24 protein-coding genes and 2 pseudogenes are annotated in these 24,617 nt (G+C 43.8%); all 26 read left to right on the top strand.

The window, feature by feature from the left end; translation table 11 throughout:
* A pseudogene (locus NV381_RS17910) lies at positions 1 to 200 on the top strand (IS256 family transposase); the annotation flags it as partial.
* Between the two features lie 950 nt (positions 201 to 1,150).
* Positions 1,151 to 1,816 (top strand): HAD family hydrolase, encoded by a 666-nt coding sequence (locus NV381_RS17905; protein ID WP_258214663.1) that lies wholly within the window; start codon positions 1,151 to 1,153, stop codon positions 1,814 to 1,816.
* Positions 1,817 to 1,936: 120 nt separating this feature from the next.
* Positions 1,937 to 2,344 (top strand): hypothetical protein, encoded by a 408-nt coding sequence (locus NV381_RS17900; RefSeq protein ID WP_258214649.1) that lies wholly within the window; start codon positions 1,937 to 1,939, stop codon positions 2,342 to 2,344.
* A gap of 3 nt (positions 2,345 to 2,347) precedes the next feature.
* Positions 2,348 to 2,881: a GNAT family N-acetyltransferase gene (locus tag NV381_RS17895; protein ID WP_258214648.1), complete on the top strand. Its 534-nt coding sequence runs from the start codon at positions 2,348 to 2,350 to the stop codon at positions 2,879 to 2,881.
* 58 nt (positions 2,882 to 2,939) lie between these two features.
* Positions 2,940 to 3,089: an NUDIX domain-containing protein gene (locus NV381_RS17890; RefSeq protein ID WP_258214647.1), complete on the top strand. Its 150-nt coding sequence runs from the start codon at positions 2,940 to 2,942 to the stop codon at positions 3,087 to 3,089.
* 195 nt (positions 3,090 to 3,284) lie between these two features.
* A complete protein-coding gene (locus NV381_RS17885) occupies positions 3,285 to 4,298 on the top strand; it encodes a response regulator transcription factor (protein WP_258214646.1) in 1,014 nt (337 codons plus the stop codon).
* A gap of 5 nt (positions 4,299 to 4,303) precedes the next feature.
* Positions 4,304 to 4,405 (top strand): annotated as a pseudogene (locus NV381_RS17880) (ABC transporter permease); the annotation flags it as partial.
* Between the two features lie 361 nt (positions 4,406 to 4,766).
* Positions 4,767 to 5,675 carry an ABC transporter permease gene (locus NV381_RS17875; protein ID WP_258214662.1) on the top strand — a complete coding sequence of 303 codons (909 nt, stop codon included), beginning with the start codon at positions 4,767 to 4,769 and terminating at the stop codon, positions 5,673 to 5,675.
* A gap of 2 nt (positions 5,676 to 5,677) precedes the next feature.
* The gene (locus tag NV381_RS17870) at positions 5,678 to 6,556 is read left to right on the top strand and encodes a carbohydrate ABC transporter permease (RefSeq protein ID WP_258214661.1); all 879 of its coding nucleotides are present in this window, start codon (positions 5,678 to 5,680) and stop codon (positions 6,554 to 6,556) included.
* A gap of 23 nt (positions 6,557 to 6,579) precedes the next feature.
* Positions 6,580 to 8,895, top strand: coding sequence for a helix-turn-helix domain-containing protein (locus NV381_RS17865; protein WP_258214645.1), 2,316 nt, complete (start codon positions 6,580 to 6,582; stop codon positions 8,893 to 8,895).
* On the top strand, positions 8,895 to 9,086 hold the full coding sequence (locus NV381_RS17860; RefSeq protein ID WP_258214644.1) for a hypothetical protein: 192 nt from the start codon (positions 8,895 to 8,897) through the stop codon (positions 9,084 to 9,086). Before NV381_RS17865 ends, NV381_RS17860 begins: the two co-directional genes overlap by 1 nt.
* A gap of 15 nt (positions 9,087 to 9,101) precedes the next feature.
* Positions 9,102 to 10,646, top strand: a complete 1,545-nt coding sequence (locus NV381_RS17855) for an extracellular solute-binding protein (protein WP_258214643.1) — start codon at positions 9,102 to 9,104, stop codon at positions 10,644 to 10,646.
* Positions 10,647 to 10,672: 26 nt separating this feature from the next.
* A complete protein-coding gene (locus NV381_RS17850) occupies positions 10,673 to 11,437 on the top strand; it encodes a hypothetical protein (RefSeq protein WP_258214642.1) in 765 nt (254 codons plus the stop codon).
* 31 nt (positions 11,438 to 11,468) lie between these two features.
* The gene (locus NV381_RS17845; RefSeq protein ID WP_258214641.1) at positions 11,469 to 12,398 is read left to right on the top strand and encodes a hypothetical protein; all 930 of its coding nucleotides are present in this window, start codon (positions 11,469 to 11,471) and stop codon (positions 12,396 to 12,398) included.
* Positions 12,399 to 12,422: 24 nt separating this feature from the next.
* Positions 12,423 to 13,256 (top strand): DUF6282 family protein, encoded by an 834-nt coding sequence (locus NV381_RS17840; protein ID WP_258214640.1) that lies wholly within the window; start codon positions 12,423 to 12,425, stop codon positions 13,254 to 13,256.
* A 61-nt stretch (positions 13,257 to 13,317) separates the two neighbouring features.
* Positions 13,318 to 14,721: a hypothetical protein gene (locus tag NV381_RS17835; RefSeq protein ID WP_258214639.1), complete on the top strand. Its 1,404-nt coding sequence runs from the start codon at positions 13,318 to 13,320 to the stop codon at positions 14,719 to 14,721.
* Positions 14,722 to 14,989: 268 nt separating this feature from the next.
* Positions 14,990 to 16,003, top strand: a complete 1,014-nt coding sequence (locus tag NV381_RS17830; protein ID WP_258214638.1) for a response regulator — start codon at positions 14,990 to 14,992, stop codon at positions 16,001 to 16,003.
* Positions 16,000 to 17,799 (top strand): cache domain-containing sensor histidine kinase, encoded by a 1,800-nt coding sequence (locus tag NV381_RS17825; RefSeq protein WP_258214637.1) that lies wholly within the window; start codon positions 16,000 to 16,002, stop codon positions 17,797 to 17,799. Before NV381_RS17830 ends, NV381_RS17825 begins: the two co-directional genes overlap by 4 nt.
* Before the next feature lie 303 nt (positions 17,800 to 18,102).
* Positions 18,103 to 19,644, top strand: coding sequence for an extracellular solute-binding protein (locus tag NV381_RS17820; RefSeq protein WP_258214636.1), 1,542 nt, complete (start codon positions 18,103 to 18,105; stop codon positions 19,642 to 19,644).
* 159 nt (positions 19,645 to 19,803) lie between these two features.
* Complete coding sequence (locus NV381_RS17815; protein ID WP_258214635.1) at positions 19,804 to 20,763, top strand: ABC transporter permease; 960 nt, start codon at positions 19,804 to 19,806, stop codon at positions 20,761 to 20,763.
* A gap of 1 nt (position 20,764) precedes the next feature.
* Positions 20,765 to 21,634 (top strand): carbohydrate ABC transporter permease, encoded by an 870-nt coding sequence (locus NV381_RS17810; RefSeq protein WP_258214634.1) that lies wholly within the window; start codon positions 20,765 to 20,767, stop codon positions 21,632 to 21,634.
* Between the two features lie 93 nt (positions 21,635 to 21,727).
* A complete protein-coding gene (locus tag NV381_RS17805; RefSeq protein ID WP_258214633.1) occupies positions 21,728 to 22,186 on the top strand; it encodes a VOC family protein in 459 nt (152 codons plus the stop codon).
* Positions 22,187 to 22,210: 24 nt separating this feature from the next.
* Positions 22,211 to 22,720 carry a VOC family protein gene (locus NV381_RS17800; RefSeq protein WP_258214632.1) on the top strand — a complete coding sequence of 170 codons (510 nt, stop codon included), beginning with the start codon at positions 22,211 to 22,213 and terminating at the stop codon, positions 22,718 to 22,720.
* Positions 22,717 to 23,415: an SDR family oxidoreductase gene (locus NV381_RS17795; protein WP_258214631.1), complete on the top strand. Its 699-nt coding sequence runs from the start codon at positions 22,717 to 22,719 to the stop codon at positions 23,413 to 23,415. The genes NV381_RS17800 and NV381_RS17795 overlap by 4 nt, the downstream gene beginning before the upstream one ends.
* A 30-nt stretch (positions 23,416 to 23,445) precedes the next feature.
* Positions 23,446 to 24,093 carry a ThuA domain-containing protein gene (locus NV381_RS17790; protein WP_258214630.1) on the top strand — a complete coding sequence of 216 codons (648 nt, stop codon included), beginning with the start codon at positions 23,446 to 23,448 and terminating at the stop codon, positions 24,091 to 24,093.
* A 51-nt stretch (positions 24,094 to 24,144) separates the two neighbouring features.
* On the top strand, positions 24,145 to 24,612 hold the full coding sequence (locus NV381_RS17785; protein ID WP_258214629.1) for a heme-degrading domain-containing protein: 468 nt from the start codon (positions 24,145 to 24,147) through the stop codon (positions 24,610 to 24,612).
* Positions 24,613 to 24,617 lie beyond the last annotated feature (5 nt).

Genomic DNA, 24,617 nt, shown 5'->3' with positions numbered 1-24,617 from the left:
AGTTCCGCAAGCGGTTAAAACCAATGAACAGTCTAACCAATATAGACGCTGCAGAAAAGATTGTTTATTTAGACACAATCGATTATAACGAAAGATTCGCAGATCGAGTCATCCGAGGATTTGGAGACCTTGAAGTCAAGAAGAAATTGACGGAGCTTTTTGAAGAACGCTATCCATCCTCCACACCTGAGGTGGAATAAAAAACCAGCTCCCGCGCCTTCGCTTGGGCTGCACCCTCACCCTTTATAACGTCTGAATATTCAAACAACTAACTTTTCTTATCCATCGTCCCGATGGATAAACCTACCTTACACAAACTTCTTGACGCTACCTGAAATCAGCCAAAATCCTTAGAATTAGCATGAGAAATTCCAGCTATATAGCTAGGAACCCTATTTTTCGGAGAAATTAACCTGACATTTTCCTGATATTTGAGAGGGCTCGCAAAGCTGCCATGCAAAGCTACAATGCAAAGCCATAAAAGCACCTCCAAAAAGACTTTTGGGACAGCCCCATGATCCAATACCTATTACGGAGTATAAGCTTTATCCATAAAAAGGAATTAACATGAAGTTCGCGAATACATACATAAAACTGGATTGTACGAAATTCACAAGTTAGAGGATATATGCAGTTCATATAAAAGGGGGCATTTTCATGGGAGTCAATTTTACTGCCATGTTTGGTCATCAGCTTTCTTTTGATGAAATTATGATTTTACAAGATTTTATGAATAAGAATATTACTTTTAAGGGTGACTGCGTTACTGCAAATAAAAAGTTGAAATGGAGTTGGACGCATTTGGAAGAGATTTTTATCAGACTCAGATTTACGAGAATCTATAAGAAATTTATGTTTTCAATTATATCCCATATTAGGAGAAGGTATATATGTTCCTGATGAGTACTGTATAGATGATTTATTGCATGAAGGTAAGAATTTTAATGATGTAAAGGACCTGTTATTTACTCGTTTTGGGAATTCTGTAGTAACTTTTAAAGAGCTACTATGGAAATATGAGAATGAACAGACTGACTGGGGATATTATTTGGAATCATTTGAAGATAGTATTCGCAAGTAGATCAGAGAACCAAACTCGGCCGAAGTGATTTAAGTCTTGAGGGCAGACCAATTCAAGGAGCTGATATAACTGAAGACCAAAGCTATCTTCTTTGATTTATTTGAAACGTTAATAACTGAGTTTTCAGACGGAAGAAGAATATCAAATCGGTCTTATAATTATATGGAATTATTAGGGCTTGCTGCAGAAGAGTTTAAGAAAGAATGGGGTAGTCGTCAGCAGAAGAGAATGACAGGTTTTTTTTCTGATTATCCCGCGGTTCTAAAGGATATTTTGGAGAATCGAAACTTGAAATATTACGATGAAGCTGTTCAATATTTGTATCAGGAAAGAATTCAAGAGAAGATGATTCCATTCGTTAATATTCGTTCGGACATAATTGAGCTACTAGAGAATCTTCGAAATAATAACATTAAGATAGGTCTAATTAGCAATTGCACGGAAGAGGAAGTTAGATATTGGCATGGAAGTATGCTGGCTCAGTATTTTGACAAAATAATTTTTTCGTATGAAGTTGGGATAGCCAAGCCTGATGTGAAAATATACCAGCTAGCATGTGAAGGCTTGTCAGTGACGCCGGAAGAAACCATTTTTGTTGGAGATGGCGGTTCAAATGAGCTGGACGGAGCCAATAGCGCAGGTTTACGAGTTTACCATGCTATATGGTTCAATACGTATGTAGAAAGTAACTATAAGAAGATTGATAAACCTAAAGAGATAATCAAAGAAATCTAATAAGTTCAATAATGGAATTAGCTTTAAGAAACGAGCTTAAGTCCGTAAGGCATCAGGAACATAAAAAAGTTATATGCTACATCCATTAAGGAAAAAACCAATTTGAAGGTGAGGATATTTATGAATGCAGGATATTCAGGAACTCCGCTTATCAAAAAGCTTGGAATTAAAGAAGGATATACAATATGTGTGGTGAACGAACCGAATAATTATTGGGAGATTCTCGGAACTTTGCCTTCGACTATTGAGAAAGTGGAGCAGACTGAAGAACAAATAGACTTTATACATATTTTTGTGAAATCCAAGTCTGAATATGAAAAGTACCTGGAAATTAAAAGCCAAATGAAGCAGAATGGTATGCTGTGGATCTCTTGGCCAAAGAAATCCTCCAAGATCCCAACAGATATTAATGAAGATGTGATAAGAAATACAGCCTTAAATAACGAATTGGTGGATGTTAAAGTTTGTGCTGTAGATGAGACATGGTCTGCACTTAAATTAGTAATCCCAATAAAACATAGAATATAAATTTTGAGATCAATCAGACTTCATGCTGTTAAAGTACCGCCAAAAACTCCATACAGAAAGGGCGATTTTGTGTTTAGTTATAGAGACTTAAAAAAGGAAGATTTAGACGTCATTGCTGCTTTTCCTGAGAATCGTGCAGAATCATTTTATATGTATCCGAAAGGAACATTTCCTTTAAACCCACTACAATTATTTGAAGTTTCCAAGACGCGTTATTTACCCACGGTAATTGAATATGACAAGGAAATTGTAGGATATAGTAATTTGTATATCGAAGAGGATCATTATTGGTTAGGAAATGTAATTATAAGTTCAAAATTTAGAGGGCGCGGTGCAGGGCGATATTTAGTAAATGTATTATTGGAAAGGGCTAAAAATGAACTACAAGCAAAGGAACTCCGGTTAGTTTGTCACAATGTAAATACCAAAGCTCTATTGCTTTATAACAAGCTGGGGTTCAAGCCTTATGAAATTAAATGCGTAACTGACTTTGACAATAACGAAATTGCAGGAATAAAAATGACCAAATCTATATGAAGGGACAAGTAAGTGAAGGGACAAGTGGGTAATTTAACAAAGGATGGGGAGAAGGTTTGTGGGTACCCGAAGCAGCGTTGCTATCATCAAGAATGATCAACTATTAATGGTAAGACAACTGTATAAAGGCGAAGAGATATGGACATTTCCCGGAGGAAGCATTGAAGAAGGAGAAACACCTGAACATGCGGCCATTAGAGAAGTATAGTGAAACTAAACAACATCCCGAGCCGCGATTTTCAGTGGGACGGGATGTTTTATTTTTAAAAGAATAGTGCATCTTACCTCTATTTTCAGTTAAAATTAAACGATATTCACCTTCAAAAACCAAGTTAATGTTAAGATAACAGGTAGAGTTGCTAACATTTATCCATGAGTAAAACCATAGGGTAGGGGGTTGACTATGTTTCAAGTGCTGGTGGCAGAGGATGAGCTATGGATTCGTGATGCTGTTGCGGAGATGGTCGATAGGCTGACCCCTCATTTTACCGTTGCAGGCGAGGTTAGCAATGGGGAGGAAGCATGGGATTTCATTCAAGAGCATTGGCCGAGTATTGTGATCACAGATATTATGATGCCGCATAAAAATGGGATATGGTTAAGCGAGCAAATCTACCAGGCTAATCTGCCCTTGGTCACCATTGTTGTAAGCGGATACGATAATTTCCAATATGCCAAACAGGTGATGCGCTTTGGTATTACCGAGTATTTATTGAAGCCGGTTGATGAAGAGGAGCTGCATGCCGCTCTAAAAAGATCGGTTAAGAAATTAGAGGGAATGAAGGAAATACACGAGGGTGTTTTACATATACAAAGATTTGTGGAGCATATGTCCGAAATGAGTCAATCGAATGTTCTTGCCGAGATCAAAGCTCTCTTAGCTTCCATCTTGAGTCTGAGAGTTACCACGCCAGGAATGCGTAAAAGCTTGCTTGCAATCTTGTCGGCGAAGCTTAACGGGCTGCTTCAGGCGTATGATCAGCGGCATGTGTTTATACCATTGACGGCTGAGGATGAAGCAGGAATCCACAAGCATTTTGCTGATCTGATGGATGAATGGCTGCTTGTTTATCCGCAATATTCGAATCAGCATGTCAATTCTGCGATCAAAAGAGTTCGGGATCATATTGATGTTCATTACTTTGAAAATTTCTCTCTGGCCAAGATGGCAGATATTGCTCATATGAGCGTATCCCATTTTAGTATGCTTTTCAAAAAAACAACGGGCCAAACTTGTTTAAACTATTTGAATATGATTCGGATCACAAAGGCTAAAGAGCTTCTGAAAGAGCCGGATTTAAAAATTTATGAGATTGCCGATATGATAGGCTATTCCTCTCTGCCGTATTTTAACCGTATTTTCAAGCAAATGGTGACTATAACTCCTGTCGAGTATAGAAAGAGAATTGGACTATAAGCCACATGGCTTCTATAGTGCTCGCGATGGTGCCGATTCTTCTTGTCTATCCTTTTTTGCAAAAGCATTTTGCCAAAGGGGTAATGATCGGCTCAGTTAAAGGGTGAAGCAAGCAAACGAACGAGCTCAGCAACCATCACATTGCTGAGCTTGTTGTTATTTTGTCTGGGGATGCGAGGCTGGAGATTTGGAGCAAACCCGGGAGCACGCTGCGGCAATGCATGGTAGTTGGTCGAACCCCATGCAACGTAAGCAAATTTGTAAGCTTGATCCCCAAGGATTATTATTCATTAGTCAGGATTATCGTGGTTTTGCGCTTTTTAGGCCGGCAAGACTGAATTGATTATAGACTGCACCTGAATGAGGGCCCTATCCTTAAGGAGTCAGAGGGAGAATGGGGAGGCGTGCAGGTTGAGAAAGACATTAGTATCCGGTCATACGAATCAGGTTGTTGCTTCGGGCAGCAAAATAAGGTCTGAGCTGTTAAGCAGAATATTAAAAAACAGGTGGCTGTACATATTGCTGTTGCCCGGAATGATTTACTTTTTATTGTTCAAATATTTGCCTATGTGGGGAATTGTCATTGCTTTTCAAAATTACCAGCCCTTTCTCGGGATCAGCGGCAGCGATTGGGTAGGGTTCGAGCATTTTGAACGATTTTTTACGGACGAAAAGTTTTGGGTTTTGTTAAGAAATACATCCGTTTTGGCAGTTTTAAATATTATGTTCTTTTTTCCGCTGCCGATTGTTATTGCCTTAATGCTCAATGAGCTGCGCAACGAACTGTACAAACGATTTTTGCAAACCTTGATCTATGTTCCGCATTTTGTATCCTGGGTTGTGGTTGTCGGTATCGTCTACATTTTTTTCAGCACGGAGGAAGGCGTTATCAATCAAATTGCAGCTCAGCTCGGCTTTGAGAAAATCAACTTTTTGCTGAGCAAAACGTGGTTTCCTATAATGGTCACAGCTGAGGTTATATGGAAGGAAACCGGCTGGGGCACCATTATTTTTCTGGCAGCATTAGCCAGTGTAGATGTAAGCTTATACGAATCAGCCAAATTGGACGGAGCAGGCCGTTGGCGGCAAATGTGGCATATTACGCTGCCAGGCATCCGCAGCACCATTATTATTTTATTTATTTTGCGGCTAGGACAATTTCTCGATACAAGCTTCGAGCAGATTTTTCTTATGGTGAATGCAGCAAACCGCGAGGTGGGCGATGTCTATGATACCTACGTTTATATGACAGGGATTCGTCAGGGACAGTTCAGCTACAGCGCTGCGGTAGGATTATTTAAATCATTGGTCGGTTTGGTGCTTGTTGTCATGGCCAACACCCTGGCTAAAAAATTCGGTGAAGAAGGGGTGTACTGATGATGCTTGAAGATAAACACTGGGGCAGCCGTATTTTTAACACGATAAACATCGTTTTGCTGCTGGCGATTGCGGTTGTAGCCATTATTCCTTTTGTCTATATCATTGCTGCTTCCTTTACAGCCAAGGAGGAGCTGCTTAACAAATCGTTTGTGCTGTTTCCGACCCAATTTTCACTCGAAGGCTACAAATATATATTCAGCAACAATCTGATCATCCGCAGCATCGGTGTCTCTGTGTACATTACCGTAGTAGGAACGCTGCTCAATTTAATTTTCACTTCGTTTATGGCCTTTTCATTGGCTCGGCGCGATTTGGATGGACGGAGATTTTTGATGCTGGTTGTTTTGTTTACAATGTTGTTTAACGGCGGAATGATTCCGACTTACCTTGTCGTTAAAGAGATGGGCATGCTGAATTCGTTGTGGTCGCTGATGATTCCCGCTTTGATCAGTCCGTTTAATTTAATCATACTAAAAAACTTTTTTCAGAATTTGCCCGGTGAATTGGAGGAAGCAGCGAAAATTGATGGTTGCAATGACCTCGGCATTTTATTTAAAATCGTATTACCTCTTTCTTTACCGGCAATGGCAACTTTTGCATTGTTCTATTCCGTCACGCATTGGAACACCTATATCCAGGCCGTGCTATATATTAACGACTCCAAACTGTGGCCTGTACAAGTTTGGCTTAGACAAATTGTAATCGTTTCCGAAGGCGGCTTCGGGGACGCACAATATAACGATACCAACACGGCTCCACCCGCACAAATTATTAAAATGGCCGTGATTGTCGTCAGCACGCTTCCAATCTTATTCGTTTATCCATTTTTGCAAAAGCATTTTGCGAAAGGCGCACTGCTTGGTTCCGTTAAGGGGTAATACTTGGGGACGGAGGAATTAGAGTGAAAAAAAGAAAAACGTATTTTTTTAAGCTGCTTGCGTTCAGCTTATTCCTTGCGATGATACCCGTTATCTTTCAAGGAATTTTTTCATATCATAAAGCTTCATCCATGATTCAGGATAAAGTGCTCGAAAGCAACAGACTGCTGCTTCAGCAGTCGCAAAGCCATACGGAGCAAATTCTGAAATCGGTCGAATCCACGATGCTTAATTATGTGAATTCAACGGAGCTGCTTAATGCGATGAATTCGCCGGTACAGCCAGCCTTGTTCCCGTTATTTACGAAGCTGAACCGGACGGTTTCCTCCATGAGCTTTTATGAATATGGAATTAAACGCGTGTACCTGATCAATTTGGAGAAAAATTGGGTTGTCGATGGGGAAGGAACTTATTATTTGGATCAAATTGATGACGAACGTAAATATAACGAGCTGCTGAATGTCATCCAAACCCCGTCGGCCTGGGTGTTGAATCAAGGCCTATTGCCAAATACAAGCGTCAACCGCAATCAAAGAGACGGCGACAGCCTGCTGCTGATTCAAAAAATTCCTCAATATTCTTCAAATCCGACGGGACTCGCCATCGTAGTGTTTCCTAGCAAAGCGTTAAATTCAATGGTTGCAAACAGCGATAAGCTGGGCAACTTTATGATTACCGACAATCAAGACCGGGTTATCGCCCATTCAGACGTCAATAGGATCGGTCAATCGTTATCCGGCGATGAGGTGATCAGCAATATTAAAGAGCAGCCGACCAAGAACGGATTTAATACGTTGAATGTGGACGGTCAGGAGGTCGGTTTTACATATATTCGTTCCTCTTATAACAACTGGACTTATATATCCGTTGCTCCGTTTACGCAAATTTCCAAAGATTCGCGGGCTATCGGCTCAATAGCTTTGGTGATCGGTGCGGTTATGCTGCTGCTTATTGTGGTTCTTGCGCTGCTCGGGTCACGGAAAATGTACAGGCCAATTGCCCAAATTTATGAATTTGCGACAGAAGCGGTTCCTAATGACCAAGGAGATGAATTGGAGCTGATCCGCAAACAATTTTTGAGTATGAGGTCCTCGCAGTTTTCAATGAAGGATCAGTTAAATATCCAGCTCCTGCAATTAAAGGATTTTTTTCTGCAGAAGCTGTTCAGAGGCGAGTTAAGTCATGAAGAGGCTCATGAAAAATGCAAGGCATTCCAGATCTCCGAGGATTGGTCTATGCTAAGCGTCTTCACAACCCAAATTGACTCATTGAACGACACCCGGTTCCAGGAAAAAGACCGGGATTTGTTAATGTTTGCTATTAACAATATTGTGAAAGAGCTGATTACATCTGGTAACCGCTTTCAATCGGTTCTGATTGATAAATTTCAGGCAGCCATTATCGAGCATGATAGTACAGACGAAGATGAAATAAAACGGGAGATGTATAATATTTGCGAGCATGTGCAGCAAACGGTGAAAGCCTATTTGAATGTTCATGTAAGCATCGGAATCAGCAAGCCATACCATCAGATCGCCCATACTTCACGTGCCTATGAAGAGGCTCAGGAGGCTTTGCATTACCGGATTAAATATGGCGACGAATCCATTCTGTATTTGAAGGATGTGCAGCCGGATGAGGATGACAGTGCTTTGCCGGCCTTTCCCAAGCATATTGAGATGGAGCTAATTAACGCCCTGAATATCGGAGATAAGCAAACCGTTGAACTTAATTTCACGAAATTTCTTGATTGGCTGCTGTCCCAGCAGGTGAGCTACCGTGAACAGCAGGTTTATTTGGCCAGAGTTCTGATCGATGTGCTGAAAGTTGTGCAGGATATGCGAATCAACGCGAAGCATCTTCTTGAGCATGAAAGCTCGATTTTTACCCAGTTGTTTAATCTGCGAACGTCTGAGGAATTAAAGAAATGGTTTCTCGATGAGGTTATCGAGCAAATTCTAGAGCTGCTGAAAAACCGCAGAGAAATTAAATATGTCAAGGTAGCCGAAGAGCTCGCCCATATCATCCGTGAGGAATACGATACCGATTTAAGTCTGGAGCTTTGCGCTGATCGGCTCGACGTTCACCCCAGCTATTTGAAGCGGGTATTAAGAAAAGAGCTGGATACGAATTTCAGCGATTACTTATCCCGATATAGGCTGCAGAAAGCACGGGAGTATTTGCTGGAAACGGATATGAAAATTGTTGATATTGCCAACCGGCTGAGGTACAATAACCCGCAAAATTTTATCCGGTATTTCCGCAAGATGGAGGGCGTGACACCCGGTGAATATAGAAAAAAAAGAAATCCGCCCGTGGTTAAAGGCTTCATCGGCTAATGGCATACAGCAGAGCGGGCGGCTGCGAAGATAACTATGCGGTCTGTTATGATTATGTGCGGTACGGGGGACGGTTGGCCTTAAGTGATTATAGACTGATTCTGCAGCTTCTCCCTAGAATAGGAGTTGCCGGTAGAGGAAGCAGGCTGCTGCACAGTATTGTAAGGAAAGGGAAGAGAATTCAAAAATGACAGGGGGTTTTAAGCTTGACAGGGAACAAATTAAATCATCCGGCAGTAAGGAAAGGTATGGCGGTAACAGCGTCACTTGTTCTTATTTCCACGGTATTGGCTGCATGCTCATCTGAAAACGCTGCGCCTGCAACAGGAAGTTCTGCAGCTGGAAATACAGCGGCGCAGGAGAAATTTACGATGACCATGGTCAACCAGTTTACCCAGAACCAGCCGCCCGGAGAAGACGACGAATTCGTTAAGAAAATTGAGGAATTCACCAATACGAAGCTGGCGATTACTTGGATTCCGGGCGGTAACGTGCATGAGAAAATCAACGCCATCATTGCTTCAGGTGATATGCCCAAGGCATTGCTGGTATTTGAGAACAAATCTACAACATTGATCAACGCAGTCAGAGCTGGTGTATTCTGGGAAATCGGGCCGTATATTAATGAATTTCCGAATTTGAAAAAGTATTTATACCCCGAGGTGCTGGAAGGCGTTAAAATTGACGGCAAATTGTACAGTCTATACCGTTCGCGCCCGCTGATCGGCGATGGAGTTGTCATAAGAAAAGATTGGCTGAACAACTTGGGCTTAAGCCAGCCTAAAACGCCGGATGAGCTTTACAACGTAATTAAAGCGTTTACACAAAACGATCCGGACAAAAATGGCAAAAATGACACAATCGGATTAGTTGATGAGAGCGCCTTGCGCGGATTTGGCTACGTGGCGGCCATTCATGGAGCGCCTAACGAATGGGAGCTGAAGGATGGCAAGCTGTCGCCTGCGCAATTTCATCCCGGATATACGGAGGCTTTGAAATTTTACAGGAAGCTGTATAAGGAAGGGCTAATGAATAAGGAATTTACGCTGCAAAGCCGGACTCAAGCTCATGAGCTGCTGCAAAAAGGGCAAGCTGGTGTGCGGATTGGTGATCCCGATATGATTATCGGTATTTCGGCGGGTACTACAGACACGAAAGCACAGTGGGACACCTTTGTGAAAATGCAAAGTACTACCGGGAGCGAACGCGTCTTTATGTCCAACGGTTATACAGGCAACTTCTTCTTCCCGAAATCCGCAATCAAAAGCGAAGCGGAGCTGAAGCAGGTGCTCGGCTATTTTGATAAATTGTCGGCACCGGAAATGCAAACGATGTTTACATGGGGGCTTGAGGGCAAGCATTATTCGTTGAAGGATGGCAAAGCCTCCGTCACTCCAGAGCAAGCAGCCAACAATGCGGTTGTTAATAACCGCCGTAATGAGCTTCAGGTTGTCGATGGCTTGCAAGCGTCCATTCAAGGCCAGCGGAATCCCGTTGATCAGGCATGGATATCGGCTAAACAAGAAATGAATTCCAAGGTCGTAACGAATCCTGCCATCACTTTGATTTCGAAAACGTTGACCGAAAGAGGCACCGAGCTGAAGCAAATTCTTGAGGATGCCCGTGTGAAGTTTATTATTGGAGAGATTGATGAAGCAGGTTGGGATAATGAAATGAAAAAATGGAGATCGGCCGGCGGTGATAAGGTCATCCAGGAAATGAACGAGCTTTATGCCAAAATGCCTAAATAATCACAACGGATGGGGAGGAATACGCTTTGTTAAATGTATCGTTAGTGAAGATCGAAGCTTTGAACGACATTCTGAAGCTTGTGGAAGCATCCGGGGAAATCGATGCAGCGTTCAAGGCGGCTGTGAAGCAAGAGCCGCATTTTTTTCTGATGGGCGATGCGACTGAAGCAAGCCCGAATAATGAGCAGGATTTACTGGATTACAGCCGGAAGGTGTTACAAAGCCAAACAGAGGATGAGCGTCTGTCGGCCAAGCTGGCATTAGGGCTCGGGCTGGCGGCATCACGGGGGATCGAAGAGTTGAATCCTGGGAGCAAGCTTGGGGAAAAGGCGCTTTATGCGGATGCTTTCCTGTATAGCTTGTATTACATCACCGAAGGGAAAACTACTCCTCAAGCAAGCTCGATTCGCGCCTTGTTTACTTCGATGCGGCAAAGAAACACCATTGAGCTTCATACCTTCATTGCCAATACAGCTTCCGTTGACGAATGGATCGAGCTGATCAGCAAGTGGGATCGTGACTTTGGACCGGATGTCGAAGCTTTTGCGGCAGCGGCAGTTCACCCAGATCTGGTGGAGCTTACCCGGAATGTGGATGGGATGCCGTTTTATTCAACCGATGACGCGCTGCTGCAGCTGCTGCTGGAGCTTAGAAAAGGACAGAGCGTGGAAGCAGAGGCTGTTCATTCGGCTCTTAACACTGAGCCTGCCAGTCTTTATGGGCAAATCGTACGAAATGGATTTAACCGATTATTGGAGATCAGCTCCAATTACAAGGAAAAGGCTGTTTAAATTTGATCGAAAGCAGAGAGGAGTGGAAACGATGTCAGAAAATATTACGCATTTTTCCTCGATGGAAGATTGCTTTAATTTTATGGAAGTTTCACCGGACATTTGCTCCGAATTCAAGAAGGCTGGCCAAATGAATTACAACTTGGCCAGGCTTGCAAGCGTGACCCGTTATGGGGACAAATTTACCGCTCCCCTGATGGGCGAGCTGCGGGAAGCGTATCGCAGCGGCAAATTTGATGAGGCTCAGCAACGCAAGCTGACCTATGTGCTCGGATGGCTGTGCCATCGTGCCGCTGATCGCTGCATGAAGCCGGTTTTCAGCTCCTTTGACGCTTCAACGCTTCGGCATGCGGAAAACATCGATTATTCGCCGTCGGAGTGCAGTGTGTATAACGATGCTTTTATATATCATTTGTATTATGCCAAGGAAGAAAACGGCTTGTATCCCAAGACGGTATTCGAAGATCAGATGGACAGCGGTCCTGAGAATGAACGGTTTGACGTGTTAGGAACGAGGGAGCTGAACCGCATGATCATTCAAAACTCTCTTTTGCCTATGCATCATCCCGGAGCGGTAAACGGGGATACGGATGCTTGGTTCGACTTTATTGAACGCAAGAGACAGCGCTTTACGCTGGAGGTTGAAAGGTACAGAGACGCGATTCTTAACCCTGTCCTAGCCAAGGTTGACCGCTACATCACGGACGCTGAATTTTACGATAAAGAAGAACCGCTCTTGAAGCTGGCTGTAAGCCTTCGCGCCAAAGATTCCGGTTCACGTGATTATGATGTACGTTCTGCGCTTGCGGCAGAACCGCATAGCAGCTATGCGCATATTTTGCATACCGGCTTCCGTTATTTGGCTTCGGCAAGCGAATTTTTTGTTGGCGATATGAGCGTGGAAGAGCTGAAAGACCGATTTGACATCGGGAAGCTGGGGCGCGATGGTCAGCCTGCCTAACAAGCTTATAAGGATGGACTCTTAATGAATAAAGTGGATCTGAATGGAATTATAGATTTGCATGTCCATTCGGCGCCGGATGTAAAGCCGCGCTCCCATGACGACTTTCAATTAGCCGAACAGGCAGTCAAGCTGGGAGCGCGTGCTCTTGTCATCAAATCCCATTTGGTGCCTACCATGGATAGAGCCAAGCTCGTAAACCAAAAGCATCCGGAGGTTCGGTTGTTTGGAAGCATTACTCTAAATCCGCCAGTAGGCGGCATTAATCCCCACGCGGTGGAAACAGCCTTCCAGCTGGGGGCCAAAACGGTCTGGCTGCCAACCGTGTATTCGGCAAGGCACCGACAAATGGAAGGGAAAAGCGGCGGGATAGATACGGTGGTGAACCGGAGGATAGTCCCGCCGTTAAAGGATGTGCTGAAGCTTATTGCGGAGAACAACGGCATACTAGGCACGGGTCATTTGTCAGCGGCGGATATATTCGTTGTTGTTGAGGAAGCGCGTAAGCAGGGCGTCCGTAAAATTGTTGTTACTCATCCCGAATCGTATTCAGTAGGGATGACACTGGAGGATCAACGGAAAATGTTGGAGCAATACGGTGTTTGGTTCGAGCGTGTCTATGCCCAACCAGCAGGAAGAGGAAGGTATACAACGAACCTGGCCGTCAATCTGCAAGCCATAAAGGAGTTAGGCTATGAGTCAACGATCATTGCCACGGATGGGGGACAGATTGAGCTTCCTTCCTGGAGCAATATGCTGACGGAGTATATTCAGTATTTGTCCGATCACGGCATCACTGCAGCGGCTATTGACAGGATGACCAAGTTTACCCCGGCTGAATTGTTGGATTTAACGTAACATGACAAAAGCTTTTCATTTTATATAGAGTTCACATTTCGGAGATATGGAGGAAGCGGTTATGACAGATCATTTTATCGGCATTCAACTTGGTCCACAAAGCGTATATGACGAAGGAGTAGACCATTGTCTTGATATTATTCAGGAGCAAGGGAGAGTCAACACCATTATAGTTTCGACCCATTCCTATTATGGAGCGCACGGCAGATCGGCCCAAGCACTCGCGCCGGATCATGGAGTACCCGTTCGTGATGAACGCAGCCGCAATACGACCAAAGTGTGGATTAACCATCATGAGCAATATTTTGGAGGCACCTTTCTGCGTCATAAGAGGGATCCGGCCACAGAGGAATATGCAGACCGAGATGTGCTTGAAGATTTGCAGGGTCCTATCCGCAAGCGGGGCATGAAGCTGTACGCTCGCATCCTTGAGCCTCATCAACGCAGGCCGGTGCAATTTATTGATAATTGGCCTAAAATTATGTCCATTGACGTATATGGCCGCATTTATCCGAATACATGTTTTAACAACCCGGATTACAACAACTTTTGGTTGTCCACTGTGGAGGATATGTTCAAAAGCTATCCGTTGGATGGCCTACAGTACGGATCGGAACGATCAGGGCCGCTGTCGCGTGTGTTATTGCATGGAGAGGTTCCGAGCTGCTTCTGCGAGCATTGCTGCACCCGCGCGCGGGCCAAAGGAATCAACCCGGAGAGAGCTATTGAAGGGTACCGGAAGCTGTATGAATACATAACCGGGCTCCGAAATAAAACGGTCAACCCGATTGACGGTGTCTTCGTAACACTGATGCGGATATTGCTGAAATATCCTGAAATTCTCGCGTGGGAGTATGATGCTTATACATCCAAGGAAGAGCAGACCAAACGGCTCTACGGCACGGTGAAGGCCATTAATCCCGACGCGCAGTTCGGCATTCACATCGACCACCAGCAAAGCACCTATGATTTATTCCAGCTGGCAGAGCTGGAATATGCTGAGATGGCGAATTACTGCGATTTTATTAAGCCTATCGCCTATCACGATATCGCCGCTCCGCGGGTACGCAGATGGCTGCTCGATAGCGTTCACGGGTCGTTTCTACGTGAATTGCCGCTGGAAAACTTATTATCCGGCTTCTATGACATTATGGGGCTGGACAAAAATAAAGAGCCTAAGCTTGATGAGCTCGACTCTACAGGCTTTACCGAGGATTATGTATACAGGCTGACGAAACGGCTTGTATCCAATGTTGGGGGCAAGGTACCGATATATCCGGGTATAGGATTTGATGTGCTGTGGAATGCGGAGCATGTTCCGGCTAATCCGGATACCGTATATAAAGCCGTCCACAAAGCGTTCGAAGCTGGAGCGGGGGGTATCGTGCTTTCACGCGAATATGCGGAGATGCGGAGGGCAAACATTCAAGCTGTAGGACGAGCTCTAAAGGATTTGAATATATAGCATGATGGAACAGCAAAAAACTGTGTAGAAGGTCACTCTATGCAGTTTTTTTTCTTTGGACTTAGAGTCCATTCATCCCCTTCAACAATCTCCGATATAAAGGCCAATCGATTCTTGGAACCGGTCCATCCTCTCAACATTTGTTCACCATTTATATTAACGTTACTAAGTAGTTCTCGTCAATTTCCGACAATGATTTTAAAAGAGTTAAGCTAATATATAGAGGTACTTACTTTTATCTAGGAGCAAAGACCATAGGGGGATGAATATGTTTCAAGTGCTGGTAGCAGAAGATGAGCTGTGGATTCGTGATGCGGTTGCTGAGATGGTCGATAAGCTGTCGCCTCATTTTACCGTAGCAGGCGAGGTAAGCAATGGGGAGGAAGCATGGGATTTCATTCAGGAGCATTGGCCCAGTATTGTGATCACAGATATTATGATGCCGCATAAAAATGGAATTTGGTTGAGCGAGCAAATCTATCAGGCTAATCTGCCCTTGGTCACCATTGTTGTAAGCGGTTACGATAATTTTCAATATGCCAAGCAGGTGATGCGGTTTGGGATTACCGAATATTTGTTGAAGCCGGTTGAGGAAGAGGAGCTGCACGCCGCGCTAAAGGGAGCGGTTAAGAAATTAGAAGGAATGAAGGAAATTCATGAAGGTGTGCTGCATATCCAAAGATTTGTGGAGCATATGTCCGAGATGAATAAACCGACTGTTCTCACTGAGCTCAAAGAGCTTTTGGCTTCCTTTTTATATTTGAGGGCAACCACTCCGGGAATGAGCAAAAGTCTCTTTGCGATCTTGTCAGCAAAACTAAACGGATTACTCCAGGCCTACGATCAACGTCACGTCTTTATTCCACTAATAGCTGATGATGAGGTCGGGATCCACGAGCATTTTGCTAAACTGACGGATGAATGGCTGCTTGTTTATCCGCAATATACAAATCATCATGTAAATTCCTCGATTAAGAAAGTTCAGGATCATATCGATATTCATTACTTTGAAAATTTCTCGCTTGCCCGGATGGCCGATAGAGCTCATATGAGCGTGTCCCATTTTAGTATGCTATTCAAAAAAGCGACGGGTCAAACTTGTTTAAATTATTTGAATAAAGTTCGGATCACAAAGGCTAAAGAGCTTTTGAAAGAACCTGATTTAAAAATTTATGAGATTGCCGATATGGTGGGCTATTCTTCTCTTCCGTATTTTAATCGTATTTTCAAGCAAATTGTAACCATTACCCCTGTGGAGTATAGAAAGAGGATTGGATTATGATCAAGTACGCCTCGTTGCGGAAACTGTCGATCAAAATGAAGATGGTGCTGGCTTTTCTGAGTGTCAGCATGCTTTCTGTGCTGCTACTCGGGCTTTTTTCTAATTATTACTACAGCAGAGCGGCGGAAAAGGAGTTTTTCACCATTTCGAATGAAGCGACTGCGCGCTTGAACTATCATTTGGATTACTATTATCAGCAGCTCCAGCAATCTACTCATTCGCTGATTCAAAATGATATTATCCAAGAATGGCTTACCAGTCAAAGCTATACAAATGTGGACATTCAGAACATTGAGAAGGAAATGAGGAGATATCTCGCATTGAATTATTCGGAAATCCAGGGCCTGTTTCTCATATCCAAATCTAATCAGATCGTCTCTATGGCGCAATATTTTGGTAAGCTGGACCGGTTTGTAGATGAGCCTTGGTATGGTGTTCCCGCTTCTTCCAAAGTTTTGATTCTTCCGACACATACGGCCAAATATGAAGGAGCCTACGGGCGGCCCGTTATGTCTATGTTGATGCCTATCTATAATAAAGAGACAATAGAATTGATTGGAACCCTTGCTGTGGATATCTCCTTGCAGGAAATTGACAGATCCTTCAAGGTTTCCAAACTGGGTGGTTCGGGTTTCTTTTTCATAGTCTCTGACAACGGTTCTATTGTTTACCACCCCAATGAAGAGTGGAATGGGATTCCCATGTCACAGACAGAGCTGGCATCGCTTAGGATTCCGGAAAACACGGAAACTTCTATTCAACAGTTTCGAGGCGAGAGCTATTTGCTAGGCAGCTCGCGATCACCTGTCACTGGATGGCGAATCGTATCTTTAGTGCCGTTCGCTGAGGTGGCGGTAGGGTTAAGCTCTGCAAGGTTTTCCACACTATGGGTGTTGGGCATTATTACTTTGCTTGTCATCCTGGTTGTTCCTCTGCTGTCGAATCGTTTCGTTAATCCGATTTTGACGCTGAGAGGTTTAATGAGACAAGTCTCAAAGGGGAATCTAAGCGTCCAAACTGAATCCGTACCGGGACAAGATGAACTGCAGCAGTTGTTTCACAGCTTTAATGTGATGGTCAAACGTCTGGATGAATTGATCGTTACCAACTCAAGATTGCAGATGAAGGAAATGCAGGCACTGCTTAAACAGAAGGAGACCTTGATCAAGGCATTGCAAAATCAGATTAATCCCCATTTGCTGTACAATACATTAGGAATTATTACAAGTATGGCTTATCTTGAAAAAGTGCCGATCATTGAAAGAATGGCGAGAAACTTATCGGATGTTTACCGCTACACTGCCAAATTTACCGATATGGAAGTGAAGCTGGAAGATGAGCTGGGCCAGCTGCGCAAATATTTGGATATCATCCACGTTCGTTTTCCTAAGCATTTCCAAAGTCGGTTTTTCATTAATGATAAATTTATCAGCTGCCGTGTAGTAAAGCTTATTCTCCAGCCGATTGTGGAAAATGCGGTGAAATATGCTATTGAACCGAGAGGCGGAGAAGGAGTGGTCATAATAAGCGCCTACGATGAAGGCTCGGATCTTATCATAGAAGTAGCCGATAACGGTCCGGGTATTGAGGAAACTGAATTGCTGAGGATTACGCAACAATTAGAGGGGATTTCAACTGCCCTTGAGCAGAACGAAGCTCAGCAGGATTCGCTTGGTATTGCTAATGTTCATGCGAGGCTTGTATTGCAATATGGAATTGATTACGGAGTTAAGCTGACTTCCTTTCCTGGCAGGGGGACTGTCGTTTCCATTCGGATTCCCATTCATCTTGAATGAGGGAGTTGTGGATAGGGAGGATTCGCGTTTTCTCGATAATAAGATTGGAACAGAAATCATAAGAAATGCTCATTATGAATACAAATGCTAGCTGTAGTCTAATGACTGTATCAATACGCAGCTATAGGAAATGAGTTTGACAATGTGAGAAATCGAATCATTAAAAGTGTTTGTGTGACTCTAAATACGCTTCTATAAAACGCCAATATTGAATAGGAAATAATAATATATGATAATGTATTCGCTTACAAAGTGACTTATATTAAGTAGGTAAGATTCACATTCATTAAGGGGGAACGTTGAATGAGTAAAGGGATGAAGACATTTGCTGCGATTACACTTACAGCCAGCTTAATCGCAGGATGCTCTGGGGGGCAAGGAGAGAAGGCTGCCACAGTTTCACCTGCAGATACGAAAGCTACAGATGTGAAGACTGCAGACACGCAAGGAGAGAAGATCAGTATTAACATGATGTCTATCGCCTATGAGGGTGGCGCTTGGTCGGATAAGCATCCGGTTATCGATGTATTAAACAAGAAGCTTAATATCGATTTGAAAATTCAGTGGGTTCCCTCCGATAACTATACAGAAAAATTAGGCGTTATGGCTGCCTCTAATTCGTTTCCTGATGTATTCCGAATTAATAGCGCTGAATTTCTGAAATGGCGCGATAAGGGAGTTTTTCTCGATATTGCGCCAATGCTGAGCAAATATCCTAATCTGGTAAAAACCATGGACGCAGAAACACTTGCTATAGGTAACCCGAAGGGTAAAACCTATGCTCTACCTAACTGGACTCCGGAATTCCGTGAAACCTTGCTCGCTCGTAAGGATTGGCTCGATAAGCTTAACTTGAAGCCTCCTACGACCATAGATGAATTTTACGAAGTAGCCAAAGCCTTCACGAAAAATGATCCGGATGGCAACGGCAAAGACGATACAATGGGATACTCCTTTGCCATTGCGAATAACAGAAGTTTCACCCGCGGTGCCGATCCGCTTCGCTTTGCCTTCGGACTGGCTAATGGTTGGAAGGAAGTTAACGGCGGTATTGTTCCTTGGCAGGCTCAAACTAAGGAATTGAAAGATTTCTTAGGCTTTACACGTAAGATGTATGCAGAAGGGCTTTTGGATAAAGATTTTGCTATCAATAAAGGGCAGGATCCCGATTTTAAATTCGAGGCCAACAAAGTAGGTTTTACGGATGTTCCTGGAACGAATATTTATGACACAGGTCTTCCGAATCTACAGAAGGTCGTACCTTCCGCTCAGGTCATTCAATTAGCACCACCGAAGGGACCTACCGGGCTTCAAGGAAATACAACCTATGCAACTACCAATAAAGTCGTCATTAATGCCAAAGTTGATAAGAAGAAGCAGGAACGTATTTTGGCGCTGATGGACTTTATGGTGACTGACGAAGGACATTCCCTTATTACGTATGGGGTTGAAGGCATTCATTACAAAAAAACCGGTGAAAAGTATGAAGTGCTTCCTGCCTTCGAAAGCGATCGTCCTATGCTGATAAACTTTTGGTTTTTCCACCGATTTGATGCACTGAATACGATTAGACCGTGGGAGGATCAAGAGAAGGCCAAAAAAGTACAAGCTTTATTTGACGAGAATAAGAAATATTTGGTTAAGGACAAAGGTGCTGGGCTATTCTCAGAAACGTCTACGAAATCCGGAGCCTCCTTGGACCAAAAGCTAATGGGTGAGATGGTAGCTATTATTATGGGACAGAAGCCTCTTGAAGCTATTGATGCGGCAGTGGAAGCATGGAAGAAGGATGGCGGGGACAAGATCATTGAAGAAATGAACGAACAGTATAAGCTATCCAAATAAAATTAGCAAAGAATGAAATGATTCATGCAAATGGATAAGATGGTCACCTGACAGCAGTTGTTTGGTGATCATCCTATTTAATAGTGATTCTAACATCAGCTCCCCCTCAAGGTAGATCGAAACTAACATAATGATTGAATCAAGAAAGGACAATGCTTTATGAGAGTAATAAGTTTGAAGGGGAAAGAGGAAAGTGTACATGTATCGACAGAGAGCAAAAGGAATATTCGAGCCTGGAAGCGGGGAATTCCCCTCTATATCATGATTTTTCCCGGCCTCCTTTACTTTCTTATATTTAAATACATTCCCATGGGGGGCGTAATCATAGCTTTTCAGCAGTTTGACCCTTTTGACGGATTTCTGAAAAGTGATTGGGTGGGATTGGATAACTTTCGCAGGTTATTCGGGGAGCAGGACTTCGTAAGATTGCTGCAAAATACACTTTTACTTAGCTGTATGAATTTAATTTTGTTTTTCCCGGCGCCGATAGTATTAGCCTTATTGCTCAATGAAGCGAGACATGCATGGTTTCGTAAATTCGTACAGACCGTTGTGTATGTTCCCCACTTTCTGTCATGGGTTATTGTCGTCAGTCTCACCATCCTTCTGTTCTCCATGCAAGAGGGTGGAGTCAACAAGCTGTTAGTGAATTGGGGCTTCGCACCGATAGAGCTGCTTACCGACAGCGATTATTTCCGGTTCCTTTATGTTTCACAAAGTATTTGGAAGGAAGCCGGGTGGAGCGCAGTTATCTTTTTTGCGGCGCTTGCGTCCATTGATCCGACCTTATACGAAGCTGCTGTTGTTGATGGTGCCAGCCGGTGGAGACAAATTTGGCATATTACTCTGCCTGGGTTGCGAACGACAATTATTATCTTATTCATTCTAAGGGTCGGCTATTTGATGGATACGAGCTTCGAGCATATTCTGCTGATGCAAAATCCTACGAATCTGCAATTATCCGATGTGTTCGATACGTATGTATACCGGATAGGGATTTTGCAGGGTGATTTTAGCTACACAACGACGGTTGGACTTTTCAAATCTTTAATTGGATTAAGTCTGATCCTGATTGTGAATCGGGTGGCTAAAAAAATCGGAGAGGAAGGGGTCTATTGAGATGAAAGCATACGATTTCAGAGGTAGAGCTCCTATATACCAAACGGTAGTGTACACGCTGCTGGTCCTCGTCCTAATCATCGTTTTGATCCCATTTTTATATGTTGTATTCGCTTCATTTGCAACTAAACAGGAAATTTTAACACGGGGCTTTTTTCTAATACCGAGGGTGTGGACAACGAATGCTTATGCCTATTTAATGGTGAATCAAAACTTTCTTACCTCCTTTAAAAACTCAACTATTATCGCTATAGCAGGCACTACAATCAGTATGACTCTTACAACCTTGATGGCATACGGCTTATCCAAAACCTGGCTGAAGGGCCGTAAGTTATTAAATTTTATGGTGTTGTTTACGATGCTATTCAGTGGAGGCATTATACCGCTTTATTTGCTTGTAAGAGGCTTAAACCTGCTTGATTCCTATTGGTCCCTATTTCTTACAGGTGCTATCGCTCCCTTTAATTTAATAGTTATTCGAAGCTCATTCCAAAACTTCCCTACCGAAATTGAAGAATCTGCCCGAATTGACGGCTGCTCTGAATTTGGTTTGCTGTGGAAAATTGTACTCCCGCTATCCAAGCCGGTCTTGGCGACCTTTACCCTCTTTTACACAGTTGATTACTGGAATTCGTATTTTAGCTCTATCCTTTACCTGACCTCTGCCGAAAAGATGCCGCTTCAGGTTTTTCTCCGTCAAATGCTCATTCAACCGAGTGAGAATATGGGCCCGGCTGTCGAAGGCTTGGAATTTAGTCCGGCCGTCCGAATGGCTGCCGTGGTGTTCACCGCGATTCCGCTGCTTGTTGTATATCCTTTCCTGCAAAAGTATTTCAATCAAGGCATGCTGCTCGGCTCGGTAAAGGGCTAGTGCTTGCTGCATGCAACAAAGACTGATGAGGCTAAATAAGTGGGTTATTCTGAATAGCCCTATTTATAATAACAATCCAAAGGAGCATGAAAAATGGAAAAAAACTTATTGGGTACTAATTTTATAACACAAATCGGTATTCTGGTTCACGATATCGAAAAAACCTCTCAGACTTACGCCGATTTTTTCGGAGTGGAAAATCCAGGCTGGACGATAACCGCTGCTGTAGAATCGGCACAAACAGAACATAGAGGCGAGCGTTCTGAAGCAAGAGCGAAGCTGGCATTTTTCAAAATGGGTTCCCTGCAATTGGAGCTCATTGAACCTGATGAGCACCCAAGCACATGGCGCGAATATTTGGATGAGCATGGTGAGGGTCCTCATCATATTGCTTTTAAAATAGAAGGCATGAAGGATAAAGTCATGACGCTGGAGCGTAACAAGATGCCTTTGCTGCAAAAAGGCGAATATACCGGTGGACGCTATGCGTATATCGATACCTTCGAGCCATTAAAGATCATTGTTGAGCTGCTGGAAAACGATAAGAAGTAATTATCATAAGAGGAGCTGTGTAAGATGGAGCATATAGAAAATAATCAATTGATGAAGATCGGGATCGTCGTAGACAACATAGAGGAAGCGGCAAAGCACTATTCGGAATTGTTCGGTATAGAGATGCCGGCCATTCGTGTTCCTGAATTGAACCGCGTTCCCCAGCATACGGAGAGCGGCTATACGTGGTATCGCGGAACATTTATACCCGGTCGTGTCAAGTTGGCCAATTTGCAAATGGGCCCCGTGAAGGTGGAACTGCTGGAGGCGTATGATGAAGCGAGCCCATGGAACGAGTTCAAGCAGCAGTATGGTCAAGGCGTTCATTTCATAACGTTTACCGTTCCCGGTTTTGAGCAGCATATCGATTTCGTGGAAAGCAAAGGGTTTCCGCTGACTCACAAGGGCGAATATGGAAAAGGGAGATACAGCTACTTTGATACGATTGCCAAGCTTGGAGTGACGCTTGGACTTCAAGAGCTGGGTGAGCCTAAGGATATTCCCATTATGCCGAAGGCGGAGGGGCAAGCATGAGAATTGTCATTACAGGAGCGAATCGCGGCCTTGGTTATGAGCTCACAGCGGCGGCTGCGCAGAGAGGTCATTCTATTATTGCTGGTATTCGTTCTGCAAAGCCTGAAGGGAAGCTGCTGGACCTTATCGGCCGCTTCCCCGGCCAGATAGAAGCCGTAGAGCTGGATGTATGCCATGAAGAGACGGTTGCTCAATTAGCGCAAAATCTAATGGCGGATGGGCAAGCAGTGGATGCCATTATTAATAATGCAGGCATACTGCTGGGTAGAGGGGTTTCAATTGAGGCTCTGCAGATGGAGGACGTAACACGGAGCTTTGAGATTAATTTGTTCGGGCCAATGAGAGTCATCAAGCATTTACTGCCATTGGTGCCGGATGGACCCTCTCGGGCTATCATCAATATTTCATCAGAAGCGGGAAGCCTGTCGAATGCTTATGGGGGTGATTATCCTTATGCCATCTCCAAAACAGCGATCAACATGCTCTCCAAGCAGCTCAAAAAATACGTTAGGGGCAGAGGAATTCGTGTCTATGCGCTTCATCCGGGGTGGATCAAGACCGACATGGGCGGTGAGAAGGCTCCTGGTGATCCGGTCGAAAGCGCGCAGGGTATCATCGATATTCTGGAGTTGAGAAAGGACATCGATCCGGAGCATTTTTTCATTAATTTTAAAGGTGAACCGATGCCAATCTAATATTCTGAAGCCTATGGAGGAAATAAACGGATGAAAACTATTTATGCAATCGTTGGAGATTACTATCATTCTGAAGATATTATCCAACAGTCTTTGAGCTTGGCGCTTGAGCCGGTTGTAGAGAGTGGTCACTATCACATCGAATATATATCAGCTGACCATTTGCTGGAACGATTGGATTCACATCCTGCTGCTGTGATCCTGTTCAAGGAAGATCGGGTCAATCCTCGGGACGAGACTGTGCGTCACTGGTTAACCGAGGAGATAGCGGTAGCTATTTCCCGCTACGTTAAGGGGGGAGGGGGATTCCTGGCATGGCATTCAGGGCTCGCCTCTTATCCGCAGGATTCACTATTTATTAAAATGTTAGGGGGGTATTTCGATTACCATCCGACAAAGCATCAAATGGTGAACTACAGAGGGGTACTTCCAACGGATCATTCCCAAGAAATATCGTTTGAAATTTTGGATGAGCATTATTTTGTTATTTGTGATGAGGCGAAGACAACTGTGTTTTTGCAATCGGACTCGGTTGATGGTCACTCGATAGGCGGGTGGACTCATTCCTATGGAAAAGGAACGGTATGCTGTGTAACACCGGCGCATAATAAAGAGGGACTTCTACATGAAGGAATGCTCGAGCTGCTCCGAAGCTCGGTACTGCGCTGCACTCAATAAATTTACGGATGTTCGGCCATATAATCGTATATAAAGGAGCTGTCAATAATTATGGATGATATCACCCAGCAGTTGGAGAGCCTGCTTCAGGAAGAAGAGCAGCTGCAATTTACACAGTTCACCAACGAAATGGCGTTCCAGATTGGCTGCACAATGGTCGAGAGAATGAAGCTCGAGAATAAGCATATCACCATCGATATCACGAGAAATGGGCAGCAATTGTTTCATTATGCGTTTCCCAAGACCTCGGCTGATAACGATCAATGGGTAAGACGTAAAGGCAATGTCGCTACTCGTTTCGGACACAGCTCTCATTACATCTCCACCTATTTAAAGTCTATACAGAAGAACATCCAAGAGCGGTATTATGTCGATCCTGCGGATTATGCTGCAAGCGGTGGCGCCTTCCCGATAATTGTCAAAGATGTTGGCGTTGTCGGAGCAATCGCCGTGTCGGGGCTGGCCCAAGAGGAAGATCACAGCTTAGTCACTTCCGTCATCAAACCATTTATCAATTAACTTTT

Source organism: Paenibacillus radicis (ex Xue et al. 2023), assembly GCF_024722015.1.
In the GTDB taxonomy this organism is placed as follows: Bacteria; Bacillota; Bacilli; order Paenibacillales; family NBRC-103111; genus Paenibacillus_S.
Note: the sequence above shows the minus strand (reverse complement) of the source record. Positions and strands in the feature narration are given on the sequence as shown.